At 62.3% G+C, this 22451-nt stretch carries 14 protein-coding genes and 1 pseudogene; 7 read left to right on the forward strand and 8 right to left on the reverse strand.

What is annotated here, in order from left to right; all coding sequences use genetic code 11:
* The first annotated feature begins 578 nt into the window (after positions 1-578).
* From AB7532_RS13120 to arfA, 7 genes are all read left to right on the forward strand, one after another.
* A complete protein-coding gene (locus AB7532_RS13120) occupies positions 579-2900 on the forward strand; it encodes a bifunctional salicylyl-CoA 5-hydroxylase/oxidoreductase (RefSeq protein WP_441235205.1) in 2322 nt (773 codons plus the stop codon).
* A 422-nt stretch (positions 2901-3322) separates the two neighbouring features.
* The gene (locus tag AB7532_RS13125; RefSeq protein ID WP_441235206.1) at positions 3323-5221 is read left to right on the forward strand and encodes an ABC transporter substrate-binding protein; all 1899 of its coding nucleotides are present in this window, start codon (positions 3323-3325) and stop codon (positions 5219-5221) included.
* A 65-nt stretch (positions 5222-5286) separates the two neighbouring features.
* Positions 5287-6291: an ABC transporter permease gene (locus AB7532_RS13130; protein WP_441235207.1), complete on the forward strand. Its 1005-nt coding sequence runs from the start codon at positions 5287-5289 to the stop codon at positions 6289-6291.
* Entirely contained in the window at positions 6291-7154 is an 864-nt protein-coding gene (locus tag AB7532_RS13135; RefSeq protein ID WP_441235208.1) for an ABC transporter permease, read from the forward strand. Before AB7532_RS13130 ends, AB7532_RS13135 begins: the two co-directional genes overlap by 1 nt.
* The gene (locus AB7532_RS13140; RefSeq protein WP_441235209.1) at positions 7154-8185 is read left to right on the forward strand and encodes an ABC transporter ATP-binding protein; all 1032 of its coding nucleotides are present in this window, start codon (positions 7154-7156) and stop codon (positions 8183-8185) included. Before AB7532_RS13135 ends, AB7532_RS13140 begins: the two co-directional genes overlap by 1 nt.
* Positions 8182-9054, forward strand: a complete 873-nt coding sequence (locus AB7532_RS13145) for an ABC transporter ATP-binding protein (protein WP_441235210.1) — start codon at positions 8182-8184, stop codon at positions 9052-9054. The genes AB7532_RS13140 and AB7532_RS13145 overlap by 4 nt, the downstream gene beginning before the upstream one ends.
* Positions 9051-10595, forward strand: a complete 1545-nt coding sequence (arfA, locus tag AB7532_RS13150) for an arabinosylfuranosidase ArfA (protein ID WP_441235211.1) — start codon at positions 9051-9053, stop codon at positions 10593-10595. The genes AB7532_RS13145 and arfA overlap by 4 nt, the downstream gene beginning before the upstream one ends.
* A gap of 57 nt (positions 10596-10652) precedes the next feature.
* Here arfA and AB7532_RS13155 read toward each other — a convergent pair whose 3' ends face one another.
* The 8 genes and pseudogenes from AB7532_RS13155 to AB7532_RS13190 all read right to left on the reverse strand — a co-directional run bounded on the left by AB7532_RS13155 (position 10653) and on the right by AB7532_RS13190 (position 22420).
* Positions 10653-16889 (reverse strand): AAA family ATPase, encoded by a 6237-nt coding sequence (locus AB7532_RS13155; protein ID WP_441235212.1) that lies wholly within the window; start codon positions 16887-16889, stop codon positions 10653-10655.
* 423 nt (positions 16890-17312) lie between these two features.
* Positions 17313-17432, reverse strand: a pseudogene (locus AB7532_RS13160) (transcriptional regulator); the annotation flags it as partial.
* Between the two features lie 49 nt (positions 17433-17481).
* Positions 17482-18456, reverse strand: a complete 975-nt coding sequence (locus AB7532_RS13165) for a tripartite tricarboxylate transporter substrate-binding protein (protein ID WP_441235213.1) — start codon at positions 18454-18456, stop codon at positions 17482-17484.
* Positions 18457-18480: 24 nt separating this feature from the next.
* Positions 18481-19197 carry a GntR family transcriptional regulator gene (locus AB7532_RS13170; RefSeq protein WP_441235214.1) on the reverse strand — a complete coding sequence of 239 codons (717 nt, stop codon included), beginning with the start codon at positions 19195-19197 and terminating at the stop codon, positions 18481-18483.
* Between the two features lie 23 nt (positions 19198-19220).
* A complete protein-coding gene (locus AB7532_RS13175; RefSeq protein WP_441235215.1) occupies positions 19221-19961 on the reverse strand; it encodes an SDR family oxidoreductase in 741 nt (246 codons plus the stop codon).
* A 24-nt stretch (positions 19962-19985) separates the two neighbouring features.
* Positions 19986-20756 carry an SDR family oxidoreductase gene (locus tag AB7532_RS13180; protein WP_441235216.1) on the reverse strand — a complete coding sequence of 257 codons (771 nt, stop codon included), beginning with the start codon at positions 20754-20756 and terminating at the stop codon, positions 19986-19988.
* Between the two features lie 15 nt (positions 20757-20771).
* Positions 20772-21152 carry a carboxymuconolactone decarboxylase family protein gene (locus AB7532_RS13185; RefSeq protein ID WP_028137140.1) on the reverse strand — a complete coding sequence of 127 codons (381 nt, stop codon included), beginning with the start codon at positions 21150-21152 and terminating at the stop codon, positions 20772-20774.
* A 29-nt stretch (positions 21153-21181) separates the two neighbouring features.
* Positions 21182-22420 (reverse strand): ABC transporter substrate-binding protein, encoded by a 1239-nt coding sequence (locus AB7532_RS13190; RefSeq protein ID WP_441235217.1) that lies wholly within the window; start codon positions 22418-22420, stop codon positions 21182-21184.
* Between the last annotated feature and the right edge of the window lie 31 nt (positions 22421-22451).

Below are 22451 nucleotides of genomic sequence, written 5' to 3' on the forward strand. Positions count from 1 at the left end.
GTTCTTGTCGCTGTTTTTCACCGCACCCTCGCGTGTTCACCGCACGGTGCGGCGTTTTGGCAAGGCGAGCGGTTCGTCAACGGTTCTTGGGAGGGAAGCTATCCGAACTCGGATGCAGCGCACGCGTCAGAACCACGCGCGGCTTAACGGGCAGTCTCATTTTGAATGGTGCGTCGCAAATCGTTCTGCGGTGCAATAGGCGTCGGTGGATGTAACTCTCGGGGAAGTGGCGTCCTTGGTTTGTCGAGCCCCCATTGAGTTGGGCAGGAAGTTGTGGGTGCGCGTCAAGCTCGTACAGATAGAACTCAAGGCAACGACGCCGGCCGTGAATTCGGGGTGCGTCGATGGACTCGATATTGGCGATGCCACCGGGCCGTGCTTGCGAAGTCCGCAACTGGCGGAGCCTCGATGCCGTGGAGGGCTCGGCAGCAACCGGTGTGGCGGGCCCAAAGCCTCCGACAACAGCCTTGACAACCTGTGTCCCGGCAAAATATTTTATACTTAAAGTAATTTGCGGCTCGGCATTCCCAGGGGTTTGCAGGCTCGGCACACGGCGCGTCGCGCGAAAGCGAGGGATCATGCGCATAGTCTGTATCGGCGGCGGCCCGGCCGGTCTTTATCTGGGCTTGCTGATGAAGCGCCGGCATCCGGAGCACATCATTACCGTCGTCGAGCGCAACAAGCCTTATGACACGTTCGGCTGGGGCGTCGTGTTCTCCGACGCCATGATGCAGGCAATGCGCATTGCCGATCCCGAGAGTGCAGCGGAGATCGAGGACGCGTTCAACCATTGGGACGATATCGAGCTCGTCTTCAAGGGGACGCGCCAGCGCACGACCGGCCATGGTTTCATCGGCATCGGACGCAAGCACCTGCTCAACATCCTGCAACGTCGCTGCGAGGCGCTGGGTGTCGAGCTCGTCTTCGAGCGCGACGTGGAATCCGACCTCGAGTTTCCCGACGCCGACCTGATCGTCGCCTGCGATGGCGTCAATTCGAGAATCCGAGCCCGCTACGCCGAGCAGTTCCAGCCTGACATGGTGATCCGTCCCAACCGCTTCATCTGGCTCGGGACCAAAAGGGCGTTCGACGCCTTCACGTTCGATTTTCAGAAGACCGAGCATGGCTGGTTCCAGGCGCATATCTACAAGTTCGACGCCGAGACCTCGACCTTCATCGTCGAGACCACGGAAGAGGCCTACAACGCCCATGGCCTCGGCGAACTCGATCAGCAAGGGTCGATCGAGTTCTGCGAAAAGATCTTTGCCGAGACGCTCGACGGCGCAAAACTCCTGACCAATGCCCGCCATCTGCGCGGCTCGGCCTGGCTCAATTTCAGCCGTTTGATTTGCGGGAAATGGAGCGTGTTCAACGGACGCTCTCATGTCGTCCTGATGGGCGATGCCGCACACACCGCGCATTTTGCCATCGGCTCGGGCACCAAGCTCGCACTCGACGATGCCATCGAGCTCGCCAACCAGTTCGACCGTCATGGTCACGAGCGCGACGGCATCGAGACCGTGCTGGAGGCCTACGAGGAAGTGCGCCGCGTCGATGTCGCGCGCATCCAGAACGCTGCACGCAACGCGATGGAATGGTTCGAGGTGGTTGGCCACCGGTATGCCGACACGCTGGAACCGCCGCAATTCTTCTATTCGATGCTGACGCGCTCGCAGCGCATCAGCCACGAAAATCTGCGCCTGCGCGATCGCACCTGGCTGGAAGGTTTTGAGCGCTGGTTCGCCGCGCGCGCGGGGGTTTCCGTGAAGGACGGCGAGCGCGTGCCGCCGCCGATGCTGACGCCGCACCGCGTGCGGGGCCTCAGCCTGGCGAACCGGATCATGGTCTCACCGATGGCGATGTATTCGGCGCAGGAGGGGCTCATCGACGACTTCCATATCGCCCATCTCGGCGCGCGCGCCATGGGTGGCGCCGCGCTGATCTTCGCCGAAATGACCTGCGTCTCGCCGGATGCGCGGATCACGCCGGGATGCCTCGGCCTCTGGAACGACGCTCAAGCAGCGCAGTGGCGTCGGCTCGTCGAGCTGATCCACAGCCTTGGGCACGCCAAGGTCGGCATTCAGCTCGGCCATGCCGGGCGAAAGGGATCGACCAGGCTGGCATGGGAAGGCATCGATCAGCCGCTTGAGACGGGCAATTGGCCGCTGATCTCGGCCTCGGCGCTGCCCTATCTGCCGCACAGTCAGGTGCCGCGGGCGATGGACCGCAGCGATATGGACCGCGTGCGCGACGATTTCGTTGCGGCAACGCGCCGTTCGGCCGAGGCCGGTGTCGAGTGGCTCGAGCTCCATTGCGCGCACGGCTACCTGCTGTCGAGCTTCCTGTCGCCGCTGACCAACCGGCGGACCGACGAATACGGCGGCAGTCACGAGAACCGTGCGCGCTTTCCGCTGGAAGTGTTCAGGGCGGTACGCGCAGCGTGGCCGCCGGATCGGCCGATTTCGGTGCGACTGTCCTGCCACGACTGGACCGAGGGCGGCAACACGCCGGCCGATGCAGCGATCTTCGCTGCGATGTTCAAGCAGGCTGGCGCGGACGTGATCGACTGCTCCTCCGGCCAGGTCTGGAAGGAAGAGCGGCCGATCTATGGTCGCCTGTTCCAGACGCCGTTCGCCGATCGCATCCGCAACGAGGTCGGCATCGAGACCATCGCGGTCGGCGCGATCTCGGAGGCCGATCACGCCAACTCGATCCTCGCCGCCGGCCGCGCCGACCTCTGCGCCATTGCGAGGCCGCACCTTGCCGATCCCGCCTGGACGCTGCACGAGGCCGCACGCATCGGTATCACCGCGGTCAGCTGGCCGAAGCAATATCTGTCCGCCAAGGGACAGTATGAAGCCAATCTGGCGCGCGCCGCAGCGGCGACCTCCGCCCAGTGAACGGAGGAGGGGCCATATGATCGCCGGCGCGATCGCGATCTGACGAGTGGACTGAGAATCCGAAGACGCGATTTCCGCTTCTCATTCATGCCCATCCAGCCCTGGAAAGAGCCGGGCAGCGGAAGCCTCATCAATCCGATGTCCCGATCGGTCCAATCACATTAAGCCAATCGCGGTCGGAATATCTCAGTAAAATTAATAGCTTATATCTTGATGTGCCGCCGCCCCATGATGGATTGGAGCGAGCGTTCAAGTTTTTCATCGACTGAGTGCGACCTTTGCACCGGGAGATCAATAGAGGGCGTGCGCAGTCGCATGGAAGCGAACTCGTGGCGGCCCAAGATTCCTGTTGTTCATCGACTCCGGCGCTTCTAGCATCCAGTCAAAGCAAGCGTCGAAAAGGGCTGCACCGGGAGGAGATAATGCGCTTCATTCGTGCATTGCTGGCAGGTGCGTGCGTGCTCGGCTCGCTGCTCCTGCTGCAGACGCCGGGCGTCGCGCAGGGCATTCCGCAAAATATTCCGAGAAAGGATCTGCTGATCCTGGAAAATCCGGAAGGAACCGTCAAGAACGCCGGCTGGTTCAACATCTGGACGATCAATGCCGGGTCGCAGTCGAACGGCTTGCAGCAAGTCGCGCTCGATACGCTCTGGTACATCGATCCCGAGAGCGGCCTCGACGGTGTCTGGGACAATTCGCTGGCGTCCGACAAGCCGCAATACAACGCCAACTTCACCGAAATGACGGTCAGGCTGCGCAGCGGCATCTTCTGGAGTGACGGAGTCGAATTCACCGCCGACGATGTTGTCGCAACCGTGGTGACCCAGATCCGGAATCCGGCCATGCGCTTCAGTGCAGTGCTGGCGAGCAACGTGGCTTCCGTCGATGCGACGGATGCCCACACCGTCGTGTTCAAGCTCAAGAAGCCAAATTCACGCTTCCACACCAACTTCACGGTGCGCTGGGGCGCAGTGTGGATCCTGCCCAAGCATGTCTTCGACAAGGTCGAAGACCCCGTCAAATTCGATTTCAACAAGCCGGTCTCGCTCGGCGCCTACGTGCTGCACAGCTACGATCCCGACGGAAAATGGTACATCTGGCGGCTTCGCGACGACTGGCAGCGAACCACGCTGGCGCGCTTCGGCAAGCCGGGTCCAGAATATCTCGCTTATGTCGATCCCGGACCACCGGACAAGCGGGTCATTGCGCAGCTCAACCACGAGCTCGACGTGATCCATGACATCGCGCCGGAAGGGATGTTTGCTCTCGCCAGGCAGAGCAAGACGACGCGAGCCTGGTTCAAGGGTTTTCCCTACGGTCATCCGGATCCGACGCTTCCTGCGGTGATTTTCAACACCCAGAATGAGACCTTCAAGAACCCGGACGTGCGATGGGCGCTGGCGCTGTTGATCGACATCAAGGCTGTTTCGATGGCGGCCTATCGCGGCGCTGCCACCATCTCGGCGATCGGCGTGCCGCCCACTGGAACCCATCCGGCGACCTACCATGAGCCGATGGAAGACTGGCTCAGGGCCTTCGAGATCGATACCGGCAAGCGCAAGATCAAGCCGTATGAGGCGACGATCGGCAAGCAGATTGCCGACATGCTGCGGCCGTCCATGGGCGAACAGATACCGACCGATCCGGCGGAGATCGCCAAGGCGTTCGGCAGGGGCTGGTGGAAGACGGATCCGCAAGCTGCGCAGGAGCTTCTGGAGAAGGCGGGTTTCAGCAAGCGAGGCGGCGCCTGGATCACGCCAGACGGAAAACCCTTCAGCGTCCGCGTCATGGTCGAGGGCGATTTGCGTCCGGTGATGACAAGGGCCGGCACGATGATCGTGCAGTTGTGGAAGCAGGCTGGCATCGATGCCAAGATCGACGTCGCGCAAGGGACGTTGCCGACACGGCGGGCGGCGGGCGATTTCGACACCTTCATCGGCTGGAGCGTCGAGACCTGGGGCGGCCACCAGGACTTGTCCTACTTCCTCGACAGCTGGCATTCCCAATTCGTCGCCGAACCAGGCAAGCCGCAGCCGCTGCGCAACTGGCAACGCTGGTCCAATCCCGCGCTCGACAAGATCATCGAGGAGATACGCACCGTCGGTTTCGATGATCCCAGATCGATCGAGCTCGGCAAGGACTATGTCAAGCTCGCGGTGAAGGAGATGCCGACCATCCCTCTGATGGCCTACAACGTGTTCACCGCCATGGATCAAACCTACTGGACGGGTTTTCCGACCGCGGAGATTCCCTACACCAACCCGGTGCCGAACTGGGGCAATTCGCGCTACATGTTCGTCAGGCTGAAGCCGGCAAGTTAGCAAGCGATGATCCCGGAGCGCCCGCATCTGTCGCAACAACATTGTCGAGCATCTCTGGTGCTGCCATGAGCGGGTACGTCGGCTATGTCGGCCGCCGCCTTGGGCAGTTCCTGCTCGTCGTCTTCATCGGCATCAACATTGCCTATGTCGTTACGCATGCTTCGCCGATCGATCCCATCGAGCAATCGATTTCGGCGGTGACCTCCTTTGGCAATACCGCGCCGGGCGCGATCGAACAGATGCGCAACTCCCTGCGCGACCTCTATGGTCTCAGCGGCACGCCCGTCGAACAATATCTGTCGTTCTGGAAGCGAATCCTGAGCGCCGATTTCGGTCCCTCGATGTCGGCATTTCCGACGCCGGTCGGCACCCTGATTGCACGTGCGCTACCCTGGACGGCAGGACTCCTCACTGTCTCGACCCTTGTCGCCTGGGTGCTCGGAAATTTGTTGGGTGGACTTGCCGGCTATTACCGGCAGAGCCGCGGGCTGAAGCTGATGGGGGTGATTGCCATGGGCCTTCATCCGATTCCTTACTACATCCTGGCAATGCTGTTGCTGATCGTGTTCGGCTTTCTTTGGCCGGTGCTTCCGATCACCGGCGGGGCGGCGATGAATCTGCCGCAGTCCCTGACGCTTGAGTTTGTCTGGAGCGTGCTTCAGCACGCGATTTTGCCGGCGCTCTCCCTGATCCTGATCGGCGTGGGGAGCTGGTTTCTCGGCATGCGCTCGCTGGTCTCCAACGTTCTGGCCGAGGACTACGTCGTCTATGCCGAGCTTGCCGGCGTGAAGTCCCGGCGCATCCTGACATCCTATGTCATGCGCAACGCGCTGGTGCCGCAGGTGACCGGGCTTGCGATGTCGCTCGGAGGAATCTTCAACGGTGCCGTGATTACTGAAAAAGTGTTCGGCTATCCCGGCCTAGGCTCGCTCCTTGTCGATGCCGTCTACGCGGGTGATTACGGTTTGGTCCTCGGCGTCACCACCATCTCGATCCTCGGCGTATCGGTTGGCGTGCTGGCGATCGATCTTCTGTACCCGCTGCTCGATCCGAGAATAAAGGTCAGCTGATGGCCGTCTTTCTCCGCGACCTCTTGCGCTCAAGGGCCGAGTTCCGGATTGGGGCCGTGCTGGTTGCTTTCGTTCTGCTGCTGTCCGTGCTGGCGAGCTTCTCCCCATATCCGCCGGAGAGCGTCTATGTGGTGCCGCCCGACCTGCCGCCGTCGCCGACTTACTGGTTTGGCACGACATCGCGCGGCCAGGACGTGTTCTGGCAACTGTGCTTCGCCATCCGCAATACGTTGCTGTTTGGAGGCACGGTGGCCCTGGCCAGCCGCGTGGTCGCGCTCGCGGTCGGGCTGATCAGTGGCTACAAGGGGGGCTGGATCGACCGTGTCCTGATGTCCGTGAATGATACATTCATCGTGATCCCGCTGCTGCCGATCCTGGTGCTGTTCTATTTCGTGATGCGCGACCGGATCTCATGGCTGATGCTGGCTCTGATCATGGCCTGTTTCGGCTGGGCTTATGATGCACGGCTGATCCGTTCGGTGGTCATCAGTTTGAGGCAGCGCGAGTTCACCCAGACCAGCCTGTTCTCCGGAATGAGCACGCGGCAGATTCTGACTGAAGAGCATCTACCCTATGTCATGCCGATCCTGTTCTCCACGACCATGAACAACATGGTGTGGTCGATCGGGCTCGAGGTGACGCTTGCGGTGCTCGGCTTTACCGACATCAACACGCCAACGATCGGCGGCATGATCTATTGGGCCAACCAGCATACGGCAATGGTCGCGGGCATCTGGTGGTGGATTGCTTTTCCGACCATCACGGTGGTCATCGCGTTCATCGGGCTCTTCCTGCTCGCGGTCTCGGTGAACGCCCATATGGATCCGAGAAGCCGCCTCTGGAGCACGGGAGGCGCGTCGTGATGGCTGCCAACACCGAGCAGCCGCACGGGGATCAAGATGCCCAGCCGCTTCTCAGCGTTCGCGACCTGCAAGCCTGTTATCGGACCAGCCATGCCGGCGTCAGGCGCGGCGTCCGGGCGGTTGACGGTGTCAGCTTCGCTGTTCGGCGGGGCGAGATCTACGGTCTCGCCGGCGAATCGAGTTCGGGCAAGACTACGCTGATTAAGAGCATCGCAGGCGCGATCAGGCCTCCGCTCGAGATCACGAGTGGCAGCATGGAGTTTGCGTTTCTGCCAGGCTATAGCGGATTGCACCGTGCGCCGCGGGCTGAAGTGGAGCGGATTCGCTGGCGGCACCTGTCCTGTATCATGCAGGGATCAATGAATGTCCTGAACCCGGTGCGTCGGGTCCGATCCTCATTCGTCGATTTCGCTTACCCGCATATCGGCGGTGGCCGAAAGCAGTTCGAGCAGCAGGTAGTTGCTCATCTGGCGCGGGTGAGACTTGATCCTTCAGTGCTCGCCGCCTTTCCACACGAACTCTCCGGGGGAATGCGTCAACGCGCCGCGCTCGCGCTCGCGACGATTTGCCGTCCCGAATTCATCGTTGCCGACGAGCCGACCACCGCGCTCGACGTGGTGGTGCAGAAAGAGGTACTCGGCATGATCCGCGGCATTCAGCGCGAGACCGGCTCGTCGGTCCTGTTCGTCACGCACGACATGGGCGTGCACGCGCATATCACAGACCGACTTGCCATCATGTATGCCGGGCGTCTCGTAGAGGAGGCCGCGACCGCGGAGATTTTCCATCGTCCGCTGCATCCCTACACCAAGCACCTGATATCAAGTCTTCCCCGCATCGGCGATGACGCGCCGCGCCAGAGTCTTGGCGGCGCCCCGCCAAATCTGGCCGATCCCCCGCCAGGTTGCCGTTTCCATCCGCGGTGTCCGCTCGCAAGCGAGATTTGCCGCCTGGAGGTTCCGGTCATGCGTGAAGGCCCCGCCGGGCATCGGGTTGCATGCTTCGCTGTCAACCCGGACAACAGGGCATGAATGATCTGCTGCTCGACGTCATGGAGGTCAGCAGATCCTTCGTCCGCGGAAGGCTGTTGTCGAGGGAGACGATCGTTGCGGTAAACAAGGTGAGCTTCCAGCTTGCCTCCCGGCGACCGGAGATTTTGGCAATCATCGGCGAATCCGGCAGCGGCAAGACGACCCTTGCCCGGATGATCCTGAACATGGAGACGCCGACCGGCGGCAGAGTACGGCTCGATGGTGTCGACCTCGCGGCCATTCGCGGCAGTGCCAGCCGGATGGCGTTCATGCACAAGGTACAGCCGATCTTTCAGAATCCGTTTGAATCCTTCAATCCGCTAAAGCGAGTTGAGCGGTATCTGCTTATGACGCGACGTCGGTTTTCCGGCACGACAGGGGAGGGCACGGTTGCTGCGGCCGTTGATGCGGCGCTGCACAAGGTAGGGCTGTCGCTCAGGGAGGTGAGCGACCGATACCCGCACGAGCTTTCTGGTGGGCAGCTTCAGCGGGTCGCGATTGCCCGTGCGCTGCTGGCCGAGCCAAAATTGATCGTGGCGGACGAGCCGGTGTCCATGATCGATGCGTCCTTGCGGATGTCCATCGTCAATCTGTTCAAGACGCTGCGGGACGATCTTGGGATATCGATCATCTACGTTACGCATGATCTGGCTACCGCTTACTACATCAGCGATCGCATCATGATCATGCAGAAGGGCAGCGTCGTCGAAAGCGGCGATGCGAGAACGGTGTTAAACGCGCCGCGGCATCCCTATACGCACCAATTGCGTGAAGCCGTGCTATTGCCCGAGGTAGCCGGAGCCATGCAGAATGTAGCTCCCAGCTTGGACGGTCTCATCAGCCCCGGGAAACCCGAGAGAAGAGCATGAGAAAAGCCAGAGTTCTGATCGACCGCGACTTCGCCATCGGTCACACCGACCCTCGCTTGTTCGGTGCGTTTGTCGAGCATCTGGGGCGATGCGTCTACGGCGGTATCTACGAGCCCGGCCATTCGACCGCGGACGAGCGGGGCTTTCGGAAGGACGTGCTCGCGCTGGTGAAGGAGCTCGGGCCGACGCTCATTCGCTATCCCGGCGGCAATTTCGTCTCGGGCTATAATTGGGAGGACGGCGTCGGGCCGCAGGGGGCGAGGCCGGTGCGGCTCGATCTTGCCTGGTTCAGCACCGAGACGAACAGTTTTGGTACCAATGAATTCATGGACTGGTGCAAGGCCGCCGACGTCGCGCCGATGATGGCGGTCAATCTCGGCACCCGCGGCGGCGATGCGGCGCGTAATCTGGTCGAATATTGCAACCATCCGGGCGGAACGGCGTGGTCGGACCTGCGCCGTGCTCACGGCTGGGACAAGCCGCACGATATCAAGCTGTGGTGCCTCGGCAATGAGGTCGACGGGCCCTGGCAAATGGAGCACAAGAGCGCCGCCGATTATGGTGCGCTCGCGCGCGAAGCCGCCAAAATGATGCGCTGGGTGGATCCGACCATCGAATTGGCGGCATGCGGGTCGTCGGGGCGCAACATGCCGACCTTCGGCCAGTGGGAGGACACGGTCCTTGAGCATACGTTCGATCATGTCGACTACATTTCCCTTCATACCTATCTCAACAATTACAAGCAGGACACGGCATCGTTTCTCGCCAGCCCCGACCTGATGGACAGCTTCATCGACGAGGTCGTTGCGATTGCCGATGCGGTTGCGGCCAAGCGACGTTCCAACAAGCGCTTGATGCTGAGCTTCGATGAATGGAACGTCTGGTATCGAACGCGCCGTAATCGCGCCGACCGGGTCAAGGAAGGCTGGCCGGTGGCACCGCCGATCCTCGAGGAAATCTATACGATGGAGGATGCACTCGCCTTCGGCGGCGCCTGCATCTCCCTGCTCAATCACGCTGATCGGGTGAGGGTTGCCTGCCTCGCACAGCTCGTCAACGTCATCGCGCCGATCATGACCGAGACGGGGGGCGCTGCCTGGCGCCAGACTATCTTCTTTCCGTTCGCGCACATGAGCCACTTCGGCCGCGGCACGGTTTTGCGCGCGCAGACGGAGTCAGAGACCTACGATACGTCCTATTACGATCCTCGCGGTCCGCAAGATCAGGCGTTTCCGGTGCCCGGCGTACCATATCTCAAGATGGCGGCGGTTGCGGATGAAAACGGCGGCCTGTCGCTGTTTCTGCTCAATCGGGATCTGAACCAGGAGATGGAGGTGAGCGTCGAGGCCAGAAGCTTCGGCCGGCTGACGGTGAGTGAGCGGCTTGAACTCCGGCATGACGATCTCGAGGCGACGAATACCAAACATGCGCCGGGCAAGGTCAAGCCGGCGGCGTTGGAGAGTATATCCTTCGACGGCGGGCGATTGCAGGCGACGCTCAAGCCGGCGTCCTGGAATGTGATCCATCTGTCGGCAAACTGAGGATGGCAAGCGATACGGCGCGGATGCAGGCGGGGGAATGGCCGACCTTTGGTGCGTTCAATGCACGGCGCCCGGACGTTCCCGCGCGTTGAGGACCTGACGAATTGCGTGTGCCAGATCCGCCGGCCGGTATGGCTTGCTCAGCAGCGTGATGTCAGGGTCCAGCCGACCGTCATGCATCATGGCTGCTTCCGGATAGCCCGACATATAGAGCACGGGCAGGCCGGGGCGCCGTTGGAGTACGGCATCGGCGAGTTCGCGGCCGTTCATTCCGCCGGGCATGACGACGTCCGTGAAAAGCAGATCGAAGGCTATGCCCTGGTCGACGAGAGCCAGGGCCTCGGGACCATTGGCGGCCACTATCGTGCGATAGCCGAAGCTCTTGAGCTGCGCCTCTACATAATTGCGAACCAGCTCGTCGTCCTCGACCAGGAGGATGGTTTCGCTGCCGCGTTGCAGCTCTCCCTTCGCCGCCAGGTTCGAAGTTGCAGCGGCCTGGGTCGAGCGCGGCAGGTACAGGTTGAAGGTCGTTCCCAGCCCTTCCTCGCTATCGATTTTGATGTGACCACCGGATTGCTTGATGAAGCCATATACCATGCTCAATCCGAGGCCCGTTCCCTTGCCGAGCTCCTTGGTCGTGAAGAAGGGCTCGAATATCTTGTCGCGGATTCGGAGCGGAATGCCTGAGCCGGTGTCGCTCACCGTGACCAGGACGAAGTCGCCGAGAATTTCGTCCGGGCCCGAATTGTCGGAGCCATAGCTGACATTCGTGGTGCCGAAGGAGATCTTGCCTCCGCCGGCCATCGCGTCGCGCGCATTCACAGCCAGATTGATCAGGGCGGTCGAGAGCTGGCCCGGATCGATCAGTGCATGCCAGCAATCGGCCTGCAGAACGGAGCCGATCTGGACATGTTCGCCGAGCGTTGGTCGCAGGAGCTTGGCGGTATCGTCAACGAGATTGTTGACGTCGACGTTACGGGGTTGCAGCGGTTGCTTGCGCGCGAATGCGAGGAGCTGCATCGTCAGATCGGCACCGCGCGTGGCGGCATCGTCGATCATCTGCGCTATGGTGACCAGCTCGGGTTGATCCGAAAGGCCGTCGATCAGGATCTGTATGGTTCCGGTGATCACCGTCAGGATGTTGTTGAAGTCATGGGCGACACCGCCGGTGAGCTGGCCGACCGCATCCATCTTCTGCGCCTGGCGCAATTGCTGCTCGAGGCGCAGACGTTGGCTGATGTCGCGGCCGATCACGATGACCAGTTCCTGGCCGCCTGTCGAGACGTGAGCGGCCGAGAGCTCGACATCGAGGCCGTTTCCGTCGGGGCCATCCAGGCGAATCTGTAACAGACCCGCCGAGTCCGGCGCCAGCAAGGTGTCGATTTCGGTCGCGTCGGCAGGAACGAGGATGGAGCGGAACGGGAGGCCGATGATCTGCTCCCGAGGCGGTCCCAGCATGACCCCGGCCGTGCGGTTTGCTTCGATCACCAGGCCCCTTGGATCAAGAACCAGGATCGCGTCATGCGCCTGCTCCATGAGCAGGCGGTACTTCTCTTCCGCCTGCTTTCGCGCGGTGAGATCGAGGACGAACGAAATGCATTGATCGGACGATCCGGCCAGTAAGGCGGAACCGATGAGAACAGGAACGCGGCTGCCGTCCTTCCTGATGAACTCCTTCTCTCGCGAGGCGGTTTGTCCCGATGCTCTGAGTTGTTCGATCCGCTGCGTGTCTTCGTCGCGGTATTCCGCCGGGGTCATGTCCTTCCAGCGGACGGCGTTCGAGATCAGTTCCTGCCTGGAATATCCGGTCATGCTCAGGAAGGCGTCGTTGGCGTAGCTGATATCGCCGCTGCCGTCCCAGAACAGAATGCCGATAATGTTGGACTCGACGAGCCGGCGGATGCGAGCTTCGCGCTCCTGAAGATCGCGATAGAGCAGCGTGTTCTCCAGCGAGATCGCGGCTTGGGCCGCCAGCAGGTCCAGCACCGCCACGCGATCGGGCGTGAAGGCGTGCGTCGTCAACGTGTTCTCAAGGTAGAGCAATCCGATAAGCTTGGCTTGCTTCAGGAGCGGCAGGCAAAGGATGGATCTTGGGCGTCGGCGGCGCACATAGTCATCGCCGTAAAGCGGATCAGGCCGCGTCGCATCGTCGACGATGAGAGGTTTTTGCGAGCGAATGACGTAACGCAGCAGGGCTTCCGGACAATTCGGTGTTGAGAGGGAGGCTTGATGCATGGCGACCGTGAACTCGTCGCCCTTGGATTGACCCTCAGCCTCGATACGGAAGTCGTCATGCCGTGACAAGATCAGCAGGCCGCGATCGGCGCCGGCGTTCTGCAGCGCGATTTTCATCAACGTCTCGACCAGCTTCGGCAGCTCGATTTCACTCGAGACGGCCTGAGACGCCTTCACCACGGCGGTGACGTCCATCTGCTGGACGGTCAGTCTGCTTCCGGAACTGGTGTCTTCGGCGACGTGGAGCCGGGGATAGAGGCGTTCGAGCTGCCTGACCTTGGGCTCGGCTCCCCAGCGAAGAAATCCATAATGGGCATCGCGCAGATAGGCATAGGCAATCTTCTCGAACCCGCTCGTCGCGTAGAAACGCCCGGCAAGCTCGTTGGCGATTGCTTCGTTTTGAGGGAAGCCGTTCGCGTGCGCCGAGGCGATGGCCCGGTCGTAGAAGCGCATCGCATCGAGCTCGCGACCGTCGATGCGCGCGATTTCCGCTGAGACGAGAGCGGCGCGGTCGGCGAAATCTTCCGGGCTGACCTCCGCCAATTGCTGGAGCTGGCGATGGTGGACGGTCAGATTGTCGAGATGCGGTGCTCGTTCGCCTGGCGCGGCGGCCTCACAGGATGCGGCCTCGGCCAGGGCAGCATAGAAGTGAAACTCGACCCGATCGAACAGGGCTTTCGAGGTCCAGAGGAGCTTGTTGGCCTTAGCCGCGGCTGCGGTGGCGGCGGAGTCATTGGCAAGGACGCGTGCCTGGAGCTTGCGGGTCCAGTACCAAAATCCGGCCTGCTCCAGATGCGGCTCCGTCTCGAGACGACGCTCAAACTGCACCTCGCTGAATCCGGCGTCATCGAAGCAACCAAACTTCGCGGTGAGTCCGCGCAGCGACCGGACGAGCTGCAACTGTCCGGCAATCCGATCGGCCGCAAGGTCAATGCGCGCTTGGCGTGCGAAATCGATGCCGGCCTCCGCTTCGCTCTGCACCTCGGCGAGCGGATCGCCGCAGGCGAGAAGATGCGTCAGGAGGTGATGGCGGGTGAAGCTTGCATAGTTCACGTCGCCGACCTGTTGTGCTGCGTCGAAGGCCCGCTTCAGCCAGGGGCGACCCGTCCTCACATGTTGAGTCCAGCTTCCGAAGCCGAGATAGACGCGGGCCTTGAACCGGTCAAGTCCTCGGGTTTCGACCAGATCGAGGCCGAGCCGGGCGAAACGGTAGCCGGCAGCGTAGTCGCCAAAGTCGGGGCCAAGCACGGTGCCGAGCACGATGTATGCGAGGCACGATGCGTCGGAGTTACCGTATTGCAGACTGAGATTGGCCATGCGCCCAATGATGAGACGGCGCAAGCCCTCGTCGATATACCAGGCGGGCGAGACCAGGACTGTGAGAACGTCCATGGTTCCACGCGCGACCGGATCTGCCATCTGCGGCAGATCGAGCAGCGCCTCGATCGGTCGGTCGCCGATCTGTTGCCACATCCGCTCATATTCGCGCTGGACTTCATCCGGCGTCGGATGTGCCGACCAGTCGATATCGACGCGCCGCAGATAGTCGAGTGCAGTCTCGACGTCGCGATCGCTTGGCTCCATTCGCAATCGGGTCACTGCCGCGAGGTCGGGCAGGGTTGTTGCGCGCTTTGCCAGTTCGGCAAGGCGCGTGTTCGCGGTGGCGCCTTCGCCGGCCAGGAATTCGCACTCGGCCCGCTGCAGCGCCAGCGTGAAGCTGAGCGCGTAATGTTGCTCCCAGCGATCCCGGGGCAGCACGGCCTCGCCGATCGCGAAATGGGTGTGCGCCATGGCGAACGCCGTCGCGGCCTTGGCGCGGCGACCGGCCAACAGGTTGAGCTCCGCCAGCCTGACGCGCTCCTCGGGCGCAGCGATCAGGGGTATGCCGCGGTTGAGTTGGCTGACGATTTCGAAGACGTTCTCCTCGATGGCGCCCGGTGCGGTTCGTGTTGCGAACAATCGGCCAATGCGCAGATGGGCCGCAGCCCGTTCTTCTTCCGGAATCAGCGCGTAGGCCGCCTCCTGGAACCGGTCATGGACGAACCGGTAGGTGTCGCCTTGGGGCTCTACGAACTCCCGGCGAACGGCAGGCCACAAGTCAGCATCGACCCGCTCATCCGAGGTACCGAGCACGATCGAAAGCACCGCAACCTCGGCGATATTTCCGAGACAGGCCATCTGCTGGAGGGCCGTGCGCGTAGCCACGGGGAGCCGGGTGAGCTTCCCCAGCATGAGCTCGATGACGTTGTCGGTGTATCGCTTGGCGTGAATGCGATCGAGGTCCCAGGACCAGCGGCCTGAATCGTGGTCGAAGGCAAGCAGGCCTTCTTCAACCAGCGAGAACATGAATTGAATGGCGAAGAACGGATTGCCCGCGGTTTTCTCGTGGACGAGTTGGATGAGCGGCGCTGCGTCTCTGGGCTCGCAGCGAAGCGTGTCCGCAAGCAACTGGCCGAGATGCCTGCGGCCAAGCGGCACGAGCGTGAACTCCACCACCCGTCGCCCCCGCACCTTGATGGCCTCACGCATGCGCATGATGGGATGAGCGGAATCCACCTCGTTGTCGCGGTAAGCGCCGATCAGCAACAGGTGCTTCAGCTCTGACCGGCTCAAGATATCCTCGATCAGCTCGAACGTCGCCATATCGAGCCATTGCAAGTCATCGAGGAACAGCACCAGCGGGTGTTCAGCCCGCGCAAACACGCCGATGAACCGCTCGAATACGCCGTGAAAGCGGCTTTGCGCGTGCTGCAGCGGCAACTCCGGAACAGGCGGTTGTTCGCCGATGATGGCCTTCAGCTCCGGGATCAGGTCCACGACGAGCTGCCCGTTTTGACCAAGCGCGCTGAGCAGGGCCTGTCGCCACTCGCTCAGCTCGACCTCCCGTTTACCGAGAAGGGGACGGACCAGGCCCTGGAATGCCTTGGCGAGAGTGGCGTAGGGAATGTCGCGCTTGTGCTGATCGAATTTGCCGGATGCAAACAACCCATGCGAGGGCACCAGCACTTTGTGCAGCTCGTTGACAACGGAGGACTTTCCGATGCCGGAATATCCGGCGACCAGCGCCAGTTCCGGCGCGCCGCTTTTGACGATCCGTTCGAACGAGGCAAACAACATCTCGCGCTCGGATGTCCTTCCGTACAATTTCTCGGGAACGAGCAGCCGGTCGGGCGTGTCGTGCTGGCCCAGCGGGAATTCATCGATGCGGCGCCGAAGCTCCCATTCCGCAAGACAACGTTGCAGATCCCTCTCGGCGCCGCCTGCTGTCTGGTAGCGCTCCTCGGCCATCTTGGAGAGCAGCTTCATGATCAAACTGGAAACTGCGGCGGGCACGTTGGCGGTGCGCTTGGCCGGGGCCTCCGGCTCTCTTGCGACATGACAGTGAACCCATTCCATCGGATCGGACGCGGTGAATGGAAGCGAGCCCGTGACCATCTGGTAGAGGGTGATGCCGAGTGAGTACAGATCGCTTCGGGAGTCGATCGAGCGGTTCATGCGCCCCGTCTGCTCGGGGGACATGTAAGCGAATGTGCCCGCGATCGACTCGTGGGTGGCCGCCGACAGCCGTTCGCGCGGGCGACGTGTTGCAATGCCGAAGCCAGTGAGATGTACGCTGCTTTTGCCGCGGCTCACCAGGATATTTGCCGGCTTGATATCTTTGTGCACCAGACCGTGTTGATGGACCTTGCCCAGCGTGACGGCGATCTGGATTGCGAGGCGTAAAAAACTGCCCGTCTCCATGGGAGCGTCTGTCAGCCAGGTCAACGGTTCGCCGCCGCGATCCTCCAGGACGAGGATCGTGCGGCCGTGATCCTGCACGAGTTCGAGCGGCTTCGCCGCCCAAGCACTGTCCAGTTCGTCCCTCAATGCAAATTCGTGCGCCAGGCGGTCCAGGCTCTGCGGGCTTGGGTGCTCGGCTGCCGGAACAACGGCCAGCACCACTTGTCGCTCACCGTCGATGCGCTCGCGGGAGGTTCGGCACAGGAGCATCCCTTCCTCGTCGCAGAGGACCTGTGGACCGTGGGCCCAGCCGGCGCCCAGAAACGATGAAAGGTTCATGTCGGTAGACCATGCCCCAGCTGAATCCCGGTCCCAGCCGAAGCGGGCTCGCCCGGTACTCCGCTTCATCCCCCATAAATCCGCCCCCATTCGTTGAGGCGCGCAGTTACCGATTCACTGTTTCCGCGTGCGGGATGCATGAAAAGCAGGGCGCACGTGCGGCTCTTGACGCGATGGGGCTGGCCCCTCACGCGTTCATTCCAGCGCCTGGTTCAATTCGCCAGGCCAAGCCCATCCAAATCGTACCATTTGCCGCAATCTCGTCAACGTACGGCCTTGGCTAGGCAAGGCGAAGCCTATTCGAACGAATGCGCAGATTGCCGCATGCCGGGGTGCACCGCGGCAGCTCGAACGAGAAATCAAACGCAGGGATTGCAGGCCGAGCGCCTTGCGCGGTTCGGTAGGTTCGCCGCTTGTTAGCTCTTATTCCGCCGCCACCACCGGGATCGGCAGCGCCGTGATCGATTTGATCTTCTCCATCGCGAAGCGCGAGGTGACGTTCTCGAGCGGAACGGCGTGGATCAGTTTCCTGTAGAACACGCTGTTTCCTTCTAGAGCGGTTTGCCGGACCAGCCGCATCTTTCGCTGACGTTTACTGCGGTTCGATTCCAGCGGCTTTGATAATTCGTCCCCATTTGCCAATCTCGGACTTCAAGAAGGCCTCGAGGGCATCTGGCGTGGCACGCTCTTGCTCGACTGGGGTCATGCTGAGTTCGGCAAAGCGGCTGATGAGGGCCGGATCTTTCAAAGCCGTCTGGAGCGAACTCACCAGACGATCGACGACGGGCTTCGGCGTGCCGCGCGGCGCGTAGAGGCCGTACCAGGTGGTGACATTGAATTCGGGGACGCCCGCCTCGGCCGAGGTCGGCACGTCCGGCAGCGTCGCGACACGATTCTTGCTGGTGATGGCGTAGCCCTTGATCGTCTTCGACTGAATGTAAGGCGTCGGCCCCGTCGCGGGATCGCAATAGACGTCGATATGCCCGGCGATGACGTCATTCAGCGCGGGTCCGCCGCCCTTGTAGTAGATCTGCGAAAGCTTTGTATCAGTCGTGCTCATGAACATCAGGCCGCAGAGCTGCGAGGCCGAGCCGAGGCCGACATTGCCGAAGGTCATCTTGTCACCCTCGCTGCGGATCCGCGCGATCATCTCGCTTAAATCCTTGGCCGGGAAATTCGGCCGCGCCACTAGGATCATCGGCACGTCGGTGACGAGGCCGATCATGGCGAAGTCGCCGACTGGATCGAATGGCAGTTTCGCGTAGAGGGAGGGCGCGGTGGCCTGGCCGACATGCATCAGCAGCACGGTGTAGCCATCGGGCGGCGCCTTGGCGACACGATTGGTGCCGAGCGTGCCGCCGGCGCCGACGACGTTCTCGATGACGATGGACTGCTTCAGCGTCGCGCTCATGGTATTGCCGAGGATGCGCGCGATGACGTCGCCGGGGCCGCCGGCAGAGAAGGGCACGATCATCGTGACCGGACGATTGGGAAAGTCGTCGGCGATTGCCCGGCCGCAGGGACAGAGCAGAAGAAACAGGATCAGCGATCGTACAACAGACTTCATCGAGCACTCCCTGGCGGCATTTTCTTAGTCGTCGGAAGGCGCCGCCTCCTTGGCCGCCGACGATTTTTCAATCATGTCGAGCGCGGCCACGGCGGCCGCGTTGATGTGGTCGACGCAGCAGCGCTCGGCGAGGTCCGCATCGCCGCTCTGGATCGCGCGCCAGATCGCGGTGACCTCGCGCAGGCTCTTGTTGATCCGTTTCGGCTGCGACATCGACGTGATCCGCAACAGCTGGATGCGGTCGTGGAGCGGCTTGAGCATGCGCTCGATGAAGGCATTACGGCAGCCGCCGATCAGCGCGCCGTAAAAGTCGGTCTTGGCTTCGAGGCAGCCGACCAGGTCCTGCTTGGCGGCGGCGGCTTTCAGCCGCGTCAGGGCATCGCCGATCCGGCGGGCGACCTCGGGGTCGTTAATTCGGGCGCATTCGCGGCCGGCAAATCCTTCGAGGACCGCGCGGGCCGTGTAGAGCTGCCGCGCCTCCTCCAGGCTGATCGTGGAGACCACGGGGCCGCGGTGAGGAACGGTGTTGACCAGCCCATCGGCCTCCAACGCCCGCAGTGCCTCGCGGATCGAGGGGCGGCTGACGCCCATCATCTCGCAGAGCTCGCGCTCGACCAGCCGCTGCCCCGGTTTCAGCGTCCCGGACATGATCGCCTCGCGCAGCTTTTGCGCGACCATCGCCCGGACGGTCGGGACGTCCTCGATGCGGAGCGTCGACTGCAATTCGCTACGTCTTTCCATGTCCGGGTCCTGTTCGGGAAAACTCAGTACCGGTTTACAGGCAGAATCATCATTTCGGCAATTTGAACGTGGGCGGGCTGGTCGAGGGCGAAGACGATCGAGCGGGCAATATCGGCCGGTTCGAGCGCCATCCTGAACTGGTCGAAATAGTCCTTTTCCTTCTGCGTATCGCCGCGATAACGGGTCAGGATGATGTTGGTCCGGGTCAGGCCGGGCTGGAGCTCCGTGACCCGGATCGCGGTTTCCGCCAACTCACCCCGGAGCGTCTCGGTGAACATGTGCACGCCCGCCTTGCTGGTGCTGTAGGCGGCCATATCAGGGACGATACGGACGGCGTTGATCGAGCTGATATTGACGACATGGCCGGTGTTGCGCTGGACCATGCCGGGGAGGATCGCGCGGGTGACGCGCATCAGGCCGATCAGATTGGTCTGGATGATGTTGGACCAGTCGTCTGCGGAACCGATGTCGAAGCGGGTCCGTCCGCCGATGTCGTGGCCGGCGTTATTGATGAGGACATCGATTGGCTTGAAATGGCCGGGAATGGCGTCGGGCAGGCCATCCACGGCCTTGGCGTCGCTGATGTCGAGCTGGATCGGAAATACGGCATCGCCGGCTGAAGCCGCCAGTTCCTGAAGGGCCTTGGCATCGCGGTCGACCAGCACGACGCGGCGGCCGCTCTCCAGCAGCGCCTTGGTGATGGCGCGTCCCATGCCGCCGGCGGCGCCCGTCAGCACGACGGTCTGGCCCGATTGTTCAGTCATTGCAGCACTCCCATTCCAATGTCCTCATGCGACCGACCAGCCGCCATCGATGGGCAGGCTGGCGCCGGTGATGTCGTTTGCGGCGGGTCCACAGAGAAAGACGACCATGGCGGCGACGGCATCCATCTCGACGAACCGCTGCGTCGGCTGGCGCTCGCCGAGATAGTCGCGGGTGACGTCCTCGACAGGGCGGCCGTTGTTCGCGGCGATGCCGGCGATCTTGTTCAGAATCGCGGGCGTCGGTAGCGTACCGGGGCAAATCGTGTTGCAGGTGATGCCGCTGCGTGCCGTCTCGATGGCGACGGCGCGGGTGATGCCCAGGATGGCCGTCTTGGTGGTGACGTAGTCGATGCGGTCTTCGACCGCGCGGCTCGAATAGATCGAGCCCAGATTGATGATGCGGCCCCAGCCGCGCTGCTTCATTGCCGGCAACGCCAGGCGGATCAGATGGAACGGCGCCGAGAGGTTGACGGCGAGCGCCTGTTCCCACTTCTCCGGCGGAAACTGTTCGACCGCGGAGAAATGCCTGACAACGGCATTGTTGACGAGAATGTCGATGGCGCCGCAGCGATCGAGCAGATCGGCCATCATGGTCTCGATTGCCTCTCGTTGGGATAGATCAGCACCGGCCGCGATGACCTCCACGCCCAAGCGGGCGCGCAGGTGATCTGCGGCCTGCTTAGGTGCGACGAGATCGTGAAGGACGATGTTGGCGCCCGCACCGGCCAGGCCTTCCGCGATGGCTAAGCCGAGGCCCGCCGTCGCGCCGGTTACCAGTGCCCATTTGTCCTTCATCGCAGCCGGGCTCCGTTACTTTTTGTCGAGCTCGGCGAAGACTTCCTTCGCGTTGCGGAACGCATCCACGCCCGCCGGCACGCCGCAATAGATCGCGACCTGCATGAAGACCTCGCGGATCTCCTCCTTGGTGGCGCCGTTGGCGAGCGCACCGCGGACATGGGTCTTCAGCTCATGCGGGCGGTTGAGTGCACAGAGCATCGCCAGATTGAGGAAACTGCGCGTCTTGCGCGTGAGGCCTTCGCGGCCCCAGACGTAGCCCCAGCAATACTCCGTGGTCAGATCCTGCATCGGGCGATTGAACTCGTCCGCCGATGCGATCGCCTTGTCGACGAACTCGTTGCCCAGCACGCTCTTGCGGATTTCGAGGCCGCGGTCGTAAGTCGCCTTGTCCATGTTGCTCTCCGTTTCTTATTTGAGCGTTGTCAGTTCTTGGGCCAGAACGGCTTTGCCAGCGCGAGCTCCGGCGGGAACACCGTCACCGGCACGCCGGCCTGCCATTGCACGATGGTCATGCCGGCGCCGACGCGGCGGCCCTTCTCGTCGAACTTGATCTCGCCGAGCGGGTAATATTTAGAGGGACCGGCATCCATGGTGCGCAGCGCTTCGCCGACGGCAACGCGATCGGCTTTGCCGGCCTTCTCCAGCGCGTCCTTGATCACCCACATGTCGCCATAGGTGGAGATCGCGTTCTGCGTCATCCACGGCTCCTTGTAGCGGGTCTTCAGTTCGGCGATCAGCGCCTCGTGGCCCTTGGCACCCCAGCTTGCGACGCAGGTCAGCACGCCCTGAAGCAATTCGGGGCTGACGGTTTGCAGCATGTCCGGCTCGGCGATCGCGATGCCGAACGAGATGGTCGGTATCTTGCCCTGGCCGAGGCCGAACTCGTTCATCTTCTCGAGCAGCAGCTTTGCGTCCGAGATCACCGTCGGCAGGAAGAACAGCAAATCGGGTTTCGCCGAGCGGATCTTCTGTACCAGCGAGGTTGCATCCGCGAGCGGCGGCGTAAACGTCTCGTCGACGATCAACTGCAACTGGTTCTCGGCCAGCAGGCCTTCGCGCATCGCCTTTGCGGAGGCGATCGAGGCGCCGGTGTTGTCGGTCAGGATCGCGACCGTCTTCGGCCGCTTGCCGGACGCCGTCTCCGCCAGCTTGATGAGCTGGGGCAGTGCCTGCCGTGCCTGCGAACCTGCGGTGGCCGCGGTCTGAAATACGTATTTGAAGCCGCGGTCGGTGATGAGGTCGGAGTAGGAGAGGGTGAGGACGGGCAGGTTGGCGCGTTCGGTGACCTCGGTCACCGCGAGCGTGAACGAGGACAGGTACGCGCCGCTGGCCGCGACCAGATCGGTCTCCTGTGCGACCATGCGCTGGGCCGCGTTCTTGGCCTTCTCGGTGGTGTCGCCGGAATCGAGCACGACGAGCTTCAGCTTGGCGCCGCCGAGCGCCTTGACGCCGCCTTGCGCATTGATGTGATCGACCGCCATCTCGGCGCCTTCGCGCATCACGGTACCAGGGCGGGCATAGAGCCCGGAGATCGGCACCAGCAGGCCGACCTTGACTTCGGAAGGTTGCTGCGCCCAGCCGGCGCGGGATGCGATCAGCGTGCCGGAAGCGCCGGCAAGCAATGTTCGCCGCGAGATCGTGAACTTGTTCTTTGCAGTCATGACAATTCTCCTCCCTGAAAAAAGCGCGCGG

It is taken from the genome of Bradyrhizobium sp. 930_D9_N1_4 (genome assembly GCF_052076015.1).
Classification (GTDB): Bacteria; Pseudomonadota; Alphaproteobacteria; order Rhizobiales; family Xanthobacteraceae; genus Bradyrhizobium.